General features: G+C 63.4%; 9 protein-coding genes. 3 read left to right on the forward strand and 6 right to left on the reverse strand.

The window, feature by feature from the left end; genetic code table 11:
• Positions 1–8: 8 nt before the first annotated feature.
• The gene (locus NLX68_RS16930; protein WP_254284909.1) at positions 9–2,411 is read right to left on the reverse strand and encodes a hypothetical protein; all 2,403 of its coding nucleotides are present in this window, start codon (positions 2,409–2,411) and stop codon (positions 9–11) included.
• Positions 2,412–2,489: 78 nt separating this feature from the next.
• Positions 2,490–4,340, reverse strand: a complete 1,851-nt coding sequence (locus NLX68_RS16935) for a polyurethanase (protein WP_254284911.1) — start codon at positions 4,338–4,340, stop codon at positions 2,490–2,492.
• 252 nt (positions 4,341–4,592) lie between these two features.
• Here NLX68_RS16935 and NLX68_RS16940 point away from each other — a divergent pair, with 252 nt between their 5' ends.
• On the forward strand, positions 4,593–6,533 hold the full coding sequence (locus NLX68_RS16940) for a DNA topoisomerase III (protein ID WP_254284913.1): 1,941 nt from the start codon (positions 4,593–4,595) through the stop codon (positions 6,531–6,533).
• Positions 6,534–6,554: 21 nt separating this feature from the next.
• Here NLX68_RS16940 and NLX68_RS16945 read toward each other — a convergent pair whose 3' ends face one another.
• The gene (locus NLX68_RS16945; RefSeq protein ID WP_254284914.1) at positions 6,555–7,379 is read right to left on the reverse strand and encodes a bifunctional 2-polyprenyl-6-hydroxyphenol methylase/3-demethylubiquinol 3-O-methyltransferase UbiG; all 825 of its coding nucleotides are present in this window, start codon (positions 7,377–7,379) and stop codon (positions 6,555–6,557) included.
• Between the two features lie 98 nt (positions 7,380–7,477).
• Between NLX68_RS16945 and NLX68_RS16950 the strand changes: the two genes are divergently transcribed.
• Both NLX68_RS16950 and NLX68_RS16955 read left to right on the forward strand, forming a co-directional pair.
• The gene (locus NLX68_RS16950; RefSeq protein WP_010223993.1) at positions 7,478–7,870 is read left to right on the forward strand and encodes a VOC family protein; all 393 of its coding nucleotides are present in this window, start codon (positions 7,478–7,480) and stop codon (positions 7,868–7,870) included.
• A 13-nt stretch (positions 7,871–7,883) separates the two neighbouring features.
• Positions 7,884–8,261, forward strand: coding sequence for a GFA family protein (locus NLX68_RS16955; RefSeq protein ID WP_254284915.1), 378 nt, complete (start codon positions 7,884–7,886; stop codon positions 8,259–8,261).
• 12 nt (positions 8,262–8,273) lie between these two features.
• On the opposite strand, the gene NLX68_RS16960 is transcribed toward NLX68_RS16955, so the two are convergent.
• The 3 genes from NLX68_RS16960 to NLX68_RS16970 all read right to left on the reverse strand — a co-directional run bounded on the left by NLX68_RS16960 (position 8,274) and on the right by NLX68_RS16970 (position 12,648).
• Positions 8,274–10,367 (reverse strand): TonB-dependent siderophore receptor, encoded by a 2,094-nt coding sequence (locus tag NLX68_RS16960; protein ID WP_254284916.1) that lies wholly within the window; start codon positions 10,365–10,367, stop codon positions 8,274–8,276.
• Positions 10,368–10,472: 105 nt separating this feature from the next.
• Positions 10,473–11,420 (reverse strand): p-hydroxyphenylacetate 3-hydroxylase reductase component, encoded by a 948-nt coding sequence (locus NLX68_RS16965; protein WP_254284917.1) that lies wholly within the window; start codon positions 11,418–11,420, stop codon positions 10,473–10,475.
• Positions 11,421–11,478: 58 nt separating this feature from the next.
• Positions 11,479–12,648, reverse strand: a complete 1,170-nt coding sequence (locus tag NLX68_RS16970; protein ID WP_254284919.1) for a p-hydroxyphenylacetate 3-hydroxylase oxygenase component — start codon at positions 12,646–12,648, stop codon at positions 11,479–11,481.
• Positions 12,649–12,826: the final 178 nt, after the last annotated feature.

The raw sequence follows: 12,826 nt of genomic DNA on the forward strand, positions 1-12,826 counted from the left end.
GCTACAGGTCACCTGCGCAGCATAGGGTTGGTTTTGCTCAATATCAGCGATGAACCCTGGGCATCGTTTAACGTTGCCTGGGGCACAACCATCCTGAGACAGCCCGCCGTACTGACCGCTTCAATCTCGGCGCCGTGCCAGCCGGCACTGGCAAGGGTAAGAATCGGAGCACGGCTTGCTGACGGCGGGGTCAATGAAGCTCCCGGGGTTTGCATAGCCGTCAACTGCCCGGCAGTAAACGGTCGGTGGGCAACCACTGCGGGGCTGTTGGCGCCTGCTGCGAACGACAGGGTATGGGTTTGTAGTCCCGCGCGGGTCTGTACCCGGACCGGCACCCGGATCTGCTCGGCAATGAGCTTGCTGTCAAAACCGCGACTCGTCGCTGACAGTGCGGCCAACCCGGCCGGCACCAGGTCGCTGTAGTTGCCGGGGCGTCTGTCCCCCCACTCGATACTTTGCAATGCCGCCACCGGGACACCGTCCACAACGGGGCCGGGCGATAGCCTTGGCAGCGAGCCGCTTACCGCGGTCAACGCCGGTGAAGCGTGTGAAAATAGCGCCAGTGCTTGCTGCGCCTGCTGCTCGATTGCCTTTTTGCCGGCCTGTTTCTGCACTGCCATGTGGTAAGCCGCTACCGACTGGGCGGCCGTCAGCTCATTGACCTGGCGCTGTTGCATGCGCCGCTGTTCACCAGCCAGATGCTTGTACTGCACTTCGCGCGATTTTGCCTCGATGGCGTCCTGCGCCCTGGTCTGAGCACGCGCTGCTGCCAGGGCATTCTCGCGGGTAGTGAGCGCATGCAGGTGGGTGCGAGCGTCAGCATCAAGCCGGGCGTGTTTGTCTTTCCGCGCCTGCTCGCAGCGCAGGTAGTACGGGCTCATGGTGCTTTGCACTGAGGGCGCCGCGACGGTGTTGGCGTCATCTCGCAACGCCTGGGCAAACCGGCTCGGGGACTTTTCTGCGCCCGCTGGAGGCGCAATGGGCAGGCCGCGCTTGAGTTGCTGCCTGAGCGAGTCGAACCTGAGCCGGACATCAGCGCCCTGGCCGGGATTACCTTTTTGTTCGAGCAGCTTCGCCAGGCCAGTGGGCTTGTTGGCAGCGATACCCAGCCACTGCCGGGCCGAATCGCGCAACTCGGGGGCTACCGCCAGGCTGGCTTGCAGTACATCCAGCAGCGCCAGGCACGGCTTGCGCATGCCCGGCTGGCGATGCTCGGCGGCGATGCCCTCGGCCAGCCCGGAACCGGGCTCGAACAAACGCTGCATTGCCGTTCGGGCAAGGCTTGTTCGCTGCCCGGCCTGTGGCTCGGTGGCAATGGCGTGAGCAATGCGGTGCAAGGCCAGGGCCAGTGGTGCTGTAGCCCGGGGAGCGAGGCTCTGACCCGGTTGGACCTCACAGTTCTGCACCAGATGCGACAACGTGACAGGTGACAGCAGGATTTGCTGTTGCACCAGCACGGGAAGCGCGTCAAGCCAGTTCGTGTCGAAGTCCTGACAATAAGGCCAGCCTCCATCAGCAATGCCCAAGGAGTCATGGCTCCCCAGCAACTGAAAGATCTCCAGGCCCCTCGCCTCATCGGCCATTACGGCTTGTTCATAATGCTTCAGGTTTGTGTCAGCCAAGTGCACCAGAAAGGGCTCAAGCAACACTCGCAATTCGATGAGCCCCGGTTGGCCGAACTCAAGACTCCAATTGTCTATCAGTGCGCAGAACTGTTGCGAAGGCTCGTCCACGTTGCCGCGTTGAGCCAAGGCATAGATGAACATCATCCAGGTCTCGGCATTTCTCTGGGCGCTATGCGCATGCCTAGTCGCCAGGTCGATGAGATTGCTGACATCAGCGTACTGCCCCTCAGTTATGGCATAGCGCATGTCCAACGACCCGAGGCTATGACTGCTCTCATGCAGCAACGTCATGGCGGCTGCCTTGATACTGCGCGCCTCGCCGATATGTACATCCCCATTCACCACAACCTGGCCGGATCGCGGTCCGAAAGCCGCGGTGGTCCTGGTCCCGGCCATCTTCGAACTGGCTGGATTACGCGCGAAGAACCCATCAGGCACCACCACCAGGTTGCCCTCCTGGTGAAGCGTCCCCAGGTAGTCGTGCAAGGCGCCGGCAAACACTTCAAAGTCCAGCGGCACTGCCGCACTGCCAAGAAACAGCTTGGACGTTGCCGACACCCCGGCCTGATGCTCGTCGCTGACGTAAACCGCCCGAGCTTGATCGAGCCAGTATTGGGCCAGGACAATTGCCTGCTGATAGTCCTGCCCTACCCGCTCATACATCACCCGCTGCTCGGGCGAAAGAGACTCGCCGGTCAGCAGCGACAGCAGCGAGATCTCCTCGGCCCCAGGTGCCGGCGACACCGGCGGCATAGGGGGCGGCACAACGCTTGAGACAGGAAACATGCAGGAACTCCTCGGCTTGATTCGGCGATCTTTTAGCCGATCCGCCTGGTAGCCGCCTGCATATTTCGCTCATTGTCGTCAGGCGATGACGATCTGCGCCGAACCCAGACTGTCTGCCGACACCCCGACCAGGGTCACGCTATCGCTACCAAAACTCAGTACCGCATCGCTGCCCACCTGGCTCAGGTGCTGACGAAAGTCTGGCTGCGCGGTGCCGCCATCGACGCCGATGAACACCAGCCGATCATCCGCGGTAAAGCCCTGAACCTGGTCCTGGCCAAAGTGACCGCTGAACAGGAAGGTATCCTGACCGCCGCCTGAAACCAGCACATCGTTACCAGCGCCGCCGACGAACACATCGTTGCCACGGCCACCCAGCAAGTGGTCATTGCCGTCCAGGCCAAACAACCAGTCACCCTGGGCGCTCGCGGTCAGGCTGTCATTAGCCGCCGTGCCGTTCTGGCTCGCCGCATAGGCGTGCAGCTTGCCACTGCTGAGCACACCCTGCGGGTCGATCTGGTGGCTGACCTCCTTGCTGAAGAGCACCAGGCTCGACTCCTTGCTGACCAGCGTCTCGACCTGATTGACCAGGCTGATGCCGCCCGCTGCGTCGCGCAGGTACAGGGTGCCGTTGCCATCGCGGGCGATATCGAAACTGCCAAGGGCCTGGCCGAGTTTCAGGGTGTCGTGCCCGGCGCCGCCGTCGATCAGGTTGTAGCCGCCGTCGTCACGGAAGGTGTCATTGCCGCCGCGCCCTTCCAGGTAGTCATTGCCGCGCCCGCCATGAATCAGGTCGCCGGCTTCGGAGCCGATGATGAAGGTACTGCCCGTGTGCGTCTCGGCATTGCGATTCAGATCCTCAACCCAGGTCGAGCCACGGGTAACGTCGGAGAGGTTGCTGACGACGATGGTCGAGTCCTTGGCCGTCCAGGCGTAGAACTTCGAGTCCAGCACCCGGCCCAGGCCGTCACCGTACGCCGTGGGCAAATGCGACAACCAAGTAGCGATATTGCCGATCGAATACGGCAGCAGGTTCCAGGCATCGGAGGCGTAATGGTCATTGAAGTTGACGATGTTGTCGGTGCTCGAAGGCTTGGCGCCGTCGTGCACGCCGACGGTTGCCCAGTCGAAACTCGAACCATTGAGGGCGCGGAACACCGGGTCGTTCTCGTAGCCGATATTCAGCACCTTGCCGCTGTCACTGGCCTGGGTCGGTGAGGCAAAGGCTACGTAACGGGCATCCTCATAAAAGCCCCCCCACTTGTCGTGACTGAGCTCAGCCAGGCTGTTGACGCCCAGGCCGCCAAGGCTGTGGCCACTGACGGTGATATCGGCGCCTTTGAGGCCATTGGCCTTGGCGAAGGCGGCGACATCGTCGAACAACCGGCCAAAGGCATTGGCGGCGTAATTTTTCGCGTAGCCGTCCGGGCCAATGGCGGCCATCAGGTCGTTGATGGCATCGGCGATGGTATCGCCCACCAGGTTTTCCCGTGGCCCGCTGGTACCGCGAAAGGCAATGCCCAGCCCACTCAACTGGCCGGCGGCGTCATACTTGCCGAGGATCTCGACCTGGGCACTGGTGTAGCCGGCGGTTTCGCCGTGGAAGGTTCCGCGAAAATCCGTGCTGCCCTGATAGCCCAGTTGCTTGGCGCTGATCGGCGTCCAGCCCGCGGCCTTTACAGCGGCCAGGGCCTGGGCTTCGGAGTCGGGGTTCCAGGGGATGCCCGGGATCGCGCCCTGGCTGTCGGTGCCGCCAATCAGTGCCTTGACCAAGGTGGCGGGCAAGCCCAGGCCAAAACCGTTCTGCTGGTAACCAACGGCAAAACCGTTGTCGAGGCCATGATAGGCATAGAGGGTCAGGGCCATGGCGTCGCTGTACAGCGCCTTGGAAGCGGCGCTGTCGAGGTTGCGATAATCGAAAACAGGCATGGGGGTACATCCTTGTGCAGGTGGCGGAAAGCCCTGGCGACATCGTCCATTGACACACCCGAGGGCAAGGTCAAACGCTGCCACAAGGGCAATTCTCCCGTCCACGGTCACGTCGAGGGCAAGCTGGCCAAATGCGAGGAGTTTTCGTTACCACCCGCGGCAACACCAAGCTGTATATCCATACAGATAAAACTTGCCACGCCTATCAATCCTGCGCATCCTATGGCCTTCACCAGCCATAGATCGAACGGCATGCGCCTGTTTCTCTGCGAAAAGCCTTCCCAGGCCAAAGACATCGCCAAGGTGCTCGGCGCCAACCGCCGCGGCGACGGCTGCTGGGTCGGCACCGATGTCACGGTCACCTGGTGCATCGGCCACCTGCTGGAAACCGCTCCGCCCGACAGCTACGACGCGCGCTACAAGCGCTGGGTGCTGGCCGACCTGCCGATCGTGCCCGAGAAGTGGAAGATGCTGGTCAAGCCCAAGACCGCCAGCCAGTTCAAGGCGGTCAAGCGCCTGCTCGGCGAGGCCCGCGAACTGGTGATCGCCACCGACGCCGACCGCGAAGGCGAGATGATCGCCCGTGAGCTGGTCGAGCATTGCCGCTACCGGGGGCCGATCAGCCGGCTATGGCTGTCGGCGCTCGACGACGCGTCCATCCGCAAGGCCCTGGCGACGCTCAAGCCCGGTAGCGAAACCTTCAGCCTTTACCATTCGGCCCTGGGGCGCTCGCGAGCCGACTGGCTGATCGGCATGAACATGAGCCGGCTGTTCACCCTGCTCGGCCGTCAGTCCGGTTACCAGGGTGTATTGCCGGTAGGCCGGGTACAAACGCCGACATTGCGCCTGGTGGTCGATCGCGACCGCAGTATTGCCGACTTCGTGCCGGTGGCCTACTGGGCCATCGACGTGCAGCTACACAGCGCTGGCGAGCAGTTCACTGCCCAGTGGCGGGCGCCGGAGGACGCCTGCGACGACCAGGCCCGCTGCCTGAACCAGGCCCTGGCCCAGCAGGCCGCTGCGGCCATCGGCGCGGCCAGCAGTGCCCGGGTAATGAACGTCGCCACCGAGCGGGTTCGCGAAGCGGCGCCGCTGCCCTTCGACCTCGGCACCCTGCAGGAGCTGTGCTCGAAAAAACTCGGCCTCGGCGCCCAGGAGACCCTGGACATCGCCCAGGCACTGTACGAAACCCACAAGCTGATCACCTACCCGCGCAGCGACTGCGGTTACCTGCCAGTGAGCCAGCACAGCGAGGCAGCGGCCATTCTCGCCGCCTTGCAGCGTGCCGATGCCAGCCTTGCGCCCTTGCAACCCTACCTGCAAGCGCAACGCCGTTCACGGGCCTGGAACGACGCCAAGGTCAGCGCCCACCACGGCATCATTCCCACTGCGGCGGCCAGCGACCCGTCGCGTTTGCCGGCCAGGCACAAGGCAGTCTATACGCTGATCCGTGCCCGCTACCTGGCGCAGTTCCTGCCCAACCACGAGTACGATCGCACCCAGGCCGAGTTCGATTGCGCAGGCCAGGCATTACGTGCGGTGGGCAAGCAGATCGTCGAGCCAGGCTGGCGCCGCGCCCTGCCTGAGGCCCTGACGCCTGGCAAAGGCCGCGAAGCGCCGGTGGCTCAGGTGCTGCCGCTGCTGCGTGAAGGGCAGGATTGTGCCGTGGCCGGGGTCAACCTCAAAGACTTGTGGACCCAGCCGCCCAAGCCATTTACCGAAGGTGACCTGATCAAGGCGATGAAAAACGTCGCCAAGCTGGTGGACGACCCGCGCCTCAAGCAAAAGCTCAAGGACACCACCGGCATCGGCACCGAAGCCACCCGTGCCGGGATTATCCAGGGCCTGCTCGATCGTGGGTACCTGGTCAAGAACGGCAAGGCCCTGAGTGCCACCCCGGCGGCCTTCAGCCTGATCGACGCGGTGCCGCGGGCGATTGCCGACCCGGGCACCACGGCGATCTGGGAACAGGCGCTGGACATGGTGCAAAGCGGCGAGATGAGCCTGGAGGACTTCGTCGCCAAGCAGTCGGCGTGGATGAGCAAGCAGGTCGAGCGCTGCGCCGGCATGCGCCTGACCATCAGCGGCCCGGCCACCCCGGCCGGACGTGGTGCTGCGCCGTGGAAGAAAAAACGCAAAAGCAGCGCGGCGGCGGGCAAGCGAACGCGTAAGCCGAAGGCGGCAGCGCAATGAGGCCCTCAAGGTCCACAGCCGTTAGCCCTGCTTGACTGCCTGCAAGGTGTAACTCAACGGCAAGCGCCAGCGATCCTTGTCCAGCGACCACTCACCTGCCCCGTCTTGGCTCATCTGCCCCGGCAGCGCCTCCCAGGGAATGCTGTCATGCTCTACCAGCGCGGTGAGCTGCAGCCCATGCTTGAGCAAGGCACTGATGATCTCACCCAGGCCGTGGTTCCACTCATGGGTAACCGTTTGCTCAAGCAACCTGTCAGTCTCGACATACGTCTGGCCGCTGTCCCACACCGTCGGCGCCTCGCGCTCGAAGTACGGGTACTCGATCACCAACTGGTCCTGATGATCTTCGTTCACCGCCAGCAGCATCGGATGACCTTCACGCAGGAACAGCCGCCCACCCGGTTTGAGCAGCGTCGCCACGGTACGCGCCCAGCGCTCGATGCTCGGCAACCAGATCAACGCGCCGATGCCGGTGTACACCAGGTCGAAAGACGCCGGCGCCAGCACCTGGTCGGCGGCGTACACATCCGACTCGACATAGTCGATCCTGGCCCCACAGCGTTCAGCCAAGGCCCGCGCCTGAGCCAAGGACTGCGCAGAAAAATCCAGCCCGCTGACCTCGGCCCCCAAACGCGATAGCGACAAGGTGTCGGTTCCGATATGACACTGCAAGTGCACCGCCCGCAGGCCACGGATATCGCCCAGGCGCGGCAAGTCGAAACGCACCACTTCAGACAGGTGCGCAGGGTCGGCGACGAATGTGTCTACTTCATAGTCTTTGGATGCCGCGTGCAATGGCGCACGCTCATCCCAGTTGCGGCGATTGAGTTCGATCGGGTCGGTCATCAGGGCTCTCCTTTGCAGCCACAACCTTAGCGACGTACCCAAGCCCCCGGCAAGTGCTGTATAAACCGCCCACACCCTCTTCAATCAAGGAAGCATTGATGAAACTCGGATACACCATCGTCTACGTCCCGGATGTCGCCGCCTCGCTGGCATTCTTCGAACAGGCCTTCGGCCTGGGCCGGCGCTTTCTCCATGAGTCCGGCGACTATGGCGAGCTGGACACCGGCGCCACTACCCTCGCCTTCGCCTCATTGGCCCTGGGCAACAGCCACTTTCCGGGCGGTGTGCTGGCGGCCAGCGAATCGGCAAAACCGCTGGGCATGGAAATCGCCCTGGTCACCGACGATGTCGCTAGCGCCCATGCCCGCGCCGTGGCTGCCGGCGCCATCGAGTTGAAAACCCCCGAAGCCAAACCCTGGGGGCAAACACTGTCGTATGTGCGCTGCCCCGATGGCACCTTGGTGGAGCTGTGCACGCCAGTTGGCAACTAGCCCGGAGATCACCATGGACGCAGAAACCTACAGCGGTGGCTGCCTGTGCGGGGCGATCCGCTTTGAAGCCACAGGGCCGGTACTGAACCCGCACCGCTGCTCGTGCAAATGGTGCCAGCGCCATACCGGCGCGCTGACAGCCACCTGGGTCGAATTTGCCCGCGAGCAGGTTCGCTGGATCGGCCCAGCAGGCGCTCCGGCCACCTTTCGCTCCTCGGACTATTCCCGCCGCGCCTTCTGCCCCACCTGCGGCAGCTCGCTGGGTGCCATCGATGATGAGCCTACAGTGGCCCTGCTGCTGGGTAGCTTCGACAGCAACCAGCATCAGGCCCTGGCGCCGACCGCGCATTCATTCAACGACCAGTTGCCGCGCTGGTGGTGCGTGCAATAACGCACCGCCGACTTACAGCGCCAGGCTCAGGCTGACCATCAGATTGCGCGGCTCCCCCGGCAGGTTCCACGCCGCGTTGTAGCCGCGCTCGTAGTACTTGCGGTCGAACAGGTTGTTCAGGTTCAGGCCCACCGTGGCCTGTTCGCTGACCTTGTAGTGGGCCAGCAGGTCCACGGTGCTGTAGCTCGGCAGGCGCAAGCTGCTGCCGGCCTGGCCGGAGCGCTCGCCGACATAATTGGCCGCAGCGCCAATGTCCGAACCGAGCAAGGGGCCGCTCTGGAACTCATACACCGCCATCAGGCTACCGCTGTGCCGGGGGATGCCCAGCAGGTCGCTGCCCTTGGGCAAGGCGGCATCGCCCTTGGTCACTTCGGCATCGATATAGGCATAGGCACCGATCACCCGCACGGCGTCGCTGAGCTGGCCACTGAACTGCAGGTCGACACCCTGGCTGCGCGCCTTGCCGGCGGCGATGCTGTCACCGAAGGCATCGGTGGTGATGACGTTTTCCTTGTCGATCTGGAACAGCGCGATGGTTGCCCCCAGACGGCTGTCGAACAGGTCGAGCTTGAGCCCGGTTTCATAGCCCAGGCCCTTCTCCGGCTTGTAGATCTGGCCCTGGGTGCCGATGCTGTTGGGCTTGAACGAAGTCGAGGCATTGGCGAACACACCGACTTCAGGTGTGAGCTGGTACAGCAAACCCACACGCGGCGTGGCAACGTCCTTTTCCTGGCGGTTGCTGACCTGCGCAGTGCGGTTCTGCGCGGTCTGCTCGATGTGCTCCAGGCGCACGCCCAGCAGGCCGCGCAAACGGTCGGTAAAGGCAATCTGGTCCTGCACGTTGAGCGCGTAGCTTTCAGTGTGCTCGAAGAAGTCATTGGGGTTGATCAGCGGCGGTTTCGCCTGGCCGTACACCGGGTTGTAGATGTCCAGGCCATAGCCGAGCGAGGTGGCGCTCTGCGGGTACTTCTGGCTGTTGCGGTAATTCTCGTACTCCAGGCCGATCAGGCTCTGGTGCTCCCAGCCGGCGAACTGGAACTGGCCATGCAGTTCGGCCTGGGTGATGTTGTCGTTCCACTCGAAATCGCGCTCGCGGTAGAAGCGGCTGATGGTGCTGCCGACCACCCGCGACGGCTCCGAGCTGTTGCCCGTGAGCCGGCCCTGGGTGTAATGGTTGGCCAGGCGCAGCGTCCAGCTGTCGCTGAGGCTGTGCTCCAGGGTCAGGTCGAGGGTTTGGTTGTCATTGCGGATGCGCCCGTCATTGGGCTCACCGAGAAAGGTCGAACGGCTGACCGAGCCCAGCTCATTGTTGACCGCCGGGATACCACGGTCGAACACCGACTCGGTGCGCGAGAATTCGGTGTCGATCGACAGCAGGGTCTCGGGGCTCAATTGCCAGCTCAGCGACGGGCTGACGATGCGCCGCTCGCTGCCGACATAATCGCGAAAGCTGCCGTTATCCTCCACCGCCATGTTCACCCGCGACAGCACCCTGCCGTCTTCGCTCAGCGGCGTGTTCACGTCCAGGCTGCTGCGGTAGCGGTCCCAACTGCCGGCGCTGGCCTTGAACTGGGTAAAGGCTTCGGCTTGCGGGCGCTTGGTGACGATGTTCACCAGCCCACCCGGATCGCCGCGCCCATACAAACTGGCCGCCGGACCCTTGAGCACTTCGATGCGTTCGATGTTCGAGGTGTCGGGGGCACTGTAGCTGCCGCGGTTGACGGCAAAGCCGTTCTTGTACAGCTCACCGGTGGTGAAGCCGCGCACGCTGTAGTTGAGGAAGGTCAGGCCACCAAAGTTGTTCTGCCGGCTGACCCCGCCGGCAAAGTCCAGGGCGCGGTCGATGCGCGTGCTGTTGAGGTCCTCTAGCACTTGGCTGGGCACCACGGCAATGCTTTGCGGGGTGTCGCGGATGTCAGTGTCAGTTTTGGTCGCGGTGCTCGAGCGGGTTGCGCGATAGCCTTGCACCGGGCCGGTCGCGGTTTCTTCGTAATGGCGCTCGTTGACGTTGAGGGCATCGAGTACTACGGCGTCGGCGGCAACGGCTGGCAGGGCGAGCAGCGAGGCGGACAGGCCTAGGGACAACCTTCCTACGGGGTAGTTCATGGGGGCTCCTTAAAATTATGTAATAACATAACAATTTAAGAAGAAATATAAAAGCATCGCGACGCAAGCGCTCCTGCAGGAGCGGGCTTGCCCCGCGATCAAACCTCAACAGCTGCGAATCACCGCCTGCAGCACGGTCTTGAAGGTCGCAATCTGCTCCTCGCTGAACGTCCCGAACACCTTGTCCTGCTGCTCGCGGGCAATACTCCACAAGCCTTCGGTCTGGTCGATGCCGGCGCTGGTCAGGCGCACATGCCCGGCCGCCTGACTGTCGCAGACCAGGCCCTTGCGCTTGAGGTTGGCCACCGCCTCGTCGATTTCCCGCGCCGGCATCGCCACTTCACGCTGCAGGTCGGCCAGGTTCAGCCCGGCGTCATTCTCCAGCACCATGAGCATCCGCGCCTCGCTGGTGCGCAGGCCGCTGGACAATTGCCGTGGCTGGTAGCTGCTCTGGTAGGCACGCAGGGCCTGGGTCATCAGGTAATAGAGGTTGTGGCTCAAGCGGCCCTGGAAGTGGCTGCTCGGTGGCTGGCCTTCTTCGCGGCGGGTCATGCGGGTGTGCGGCAGCACCATGGAGTAGGCGCCCTGGTGATAGAGCAAGGGCGAGCGCCCGCAATCATCGAAGGCCACCACCTTGCCGAGCATGATCCAGTGATCGCCGCCGTCGAGGATCTGGTGGGTTTCACACTGAAAGCATGCCGAGCAATCGGCCAGGATCGGCGCGCCGCCCTCGCCTGCTTGGTAACTGATGCCGGCGAAGCGATCATCCTTGGGCTTGGCGAAGTTATTGGACAGATCGATCTGGTCGGCGGCGAGGATGTTCACCGCAAAATGGCTGGCCGCCTCGAACACCGCCAGGCTGCTGGAGCGTTTATCCAGGCTCCAGAGGATCAGTGGCGGGTCGAGGGACACCGAGTTGAAGCTGTTGGCGGTGACGCCGACCAGGTTACCCCGAGGGTCGGCGGCGGTGACCACGGTGACGCCGGTGGCGAAGTTGCCCAGGGCGCGGCGAAAGGCGCGGCTGTCGAAGGCGGTTGCGGTTGCGCTAGACATGCAAGACTCCCCGGCTGCCTTGGGCGGCAGCCGTCATTGTTGTTATCGGCGGTACACTTCAGACCATGCTCGGGTCAGGCTCCAGGCCCATCAGCTCGCGGCCGAGGATCTGCGCGCAAACGTCGTAGTCGGTGTAGGCATGGGCGCCGGTCATGTGCGCGTCGCGCCACAGCCGCTGCATCTCGTTACTGTCAAACCAGGCGGTGCCGCCAGCGGCCTCGAACAGGCGGTCGACCGCCTGGATGCACATCTTCACCGCATAGCCCTGATTGGTACGCCAGAACGCCAGGGTCTGCGGCGATGGGTACTGGTGACGCTCGCTGTGTTCGGCGTGTTCTTGCCAGGTCTTTTCCAGAAAGGCGCGGGCGGCGGCGACCTGGTGGGTCGACTCGGCCAGGCGCATCAGCGCTGGCGTGGCGGCGCCGACATTGACCCCGGTGTAGGCCCGCACGCGGTTCTTGGTTTTCTCGCGGAAGGCCTCGAGCATGCGTTCGGCGATGCCCAGGCTGACGGTCGAGAAGCCACTGGCAAAGTACGGCCGGTACGGCGAGTAGAACACCTTGCTGTCCGGGTACAGGCCAAAGCCTGCGGACTTGCCTTCCATCATGTCCTTGGCTTTCTGGATGCGGTGCTCGGGGACGAACACCTTGTCGATCACCAGGGTCTTGGTGCCGCTGCCTTTCATGCCGGCGGCGAACCAGTCGTCACGGATTTCGTAGTCACTGCGTGGCAGCACGGCGAAGCAGTAGTCCTGGGTGCCTTCGGCATTGGCCCGGCGGCAACCGACAATCGCCCACTCGGCATGGTCACTGCCGCTGCTCCAGCCCATCTCGCCGCTGAACAGCAAGCCGCCTTCGACCTCTTCGACCTTGCCGAACGGAGCGATACTGCTGCTGGCGGTGGCGTCGGGGTTATCGCCCCAGATTTCTTCCTGCAGCTTGGCCGGGAACATTGCCAACTGATGACTGTGGGTGCACAACAGGCTCATGGCCCAGGCGGTGCTGGCGCACGCGCCGGCAAGCAAGGCGATGCAGTCGGCGAACTGCGGCAGGGAGATTTCCAGGCCGCCGTACGGCTTGGGCAGGAAGGCACGGTGCAGGCCGATGCTTTTGAGCAGGGCGATGTTTTCGTCCGGGACTTTGCGGTCTTGCTCGGCACGGGTGGCATTGGCGGCGATGGTGGGTAAAATCGAACGAAGGTCTTCGAGCAGCGGATTTGGCTTTTTCATGAGGGGCCCTGCTTATTATTGGATGTCCGCCGAGGCCTGCGAAGTGGCAGGTGGCAGCGGATGCAGGGGCCAGTATGGGAGGCTTGGCTCAGGGGGAAAATGCAACTTCCATAGGCAAGATTGTACTTTTCATAGACCTTTAAAAACATCGCGGGGCAAGCCCGCTCCCACAGAGAGC

Origin of the sequence: Pseudomonas sp. SBB6, assembly GCF_024213215.1 — a bacterium.
Lineage (GTDB): Bacteria > Pseudomonadota > Gammaproteobacteria > Pseudomonadales > Pseudomonadaceae > Aquipseudomonas > Aquipseudomonas donghuensis.

Bases quoted from the DNA above. Each gene is read 5' to 3' on its own strand.
- NLX68_RS16930 (WP_254284909.1), bottom strand. From the start codon at position 2,411: ATGTTTCCTGTCTCAAGCGTTGTGCCGCCCCCTATGCCGCCGGTGTCG.
- NLX68_RS16935 (WP_254284911.1), bottom strand. From the start codon at position 4,340: ATGCCTGTTTTCGATTATCGCAACCTCGACAGCGCCGCTTCCAAGGCG.
- NLX68_RS16940 (WP_254284913.1), top strand. From the start codon at position 4,593: ATGCGCCTGTTTCTCTGCGAAAAGCCTTCCCAGGCCAAAGACATCGCC.
- NLX68_RS16945 (WP_254284914.1), bottom strand. From the start codon at position 7,379: ATGACCGACCCGATCGAACTCAATCGCCGCAACTGGGATGAGCGTGCG.
- NLX68_RS16950 (WP_010223993.1), top strand. From the start codon at position 7,478: ATGAAACTCGGATACACCATCGTCTACGTCCCGGATGTCGCCGCCTCG.
- NLX68_RS16955 (WP_254284915.1), top strand. From the start codon at position 7,884: ATGGACGCAGAAACCTACAGCGGTGGCTGCCTGTGCGGGGCGATCCGC.
- NLX68_RS16960 (WP_254284916.1), bottom strand. From the start codon at position 10,367: ATGAACTACCCCGTAGGAAGGTTGTCCCTAGGCCTGTCCGCCTCGCTG.
- NLX68_RS16965 (WP_254284917.1), bottom strand. From the start codon at position 11,420: ATGTCTAGCGCAACCGCAACCGCCTTCGACAGCCGCGCCTTTCGCCGC.
- NLX68_RS16970 (WP_254284919.1), bottom strand. From the start codon at position 12,648: ATGAAAAAGCCAAATCCGCTGCTCGAAGACCTTCGTTCGATTTTACCC.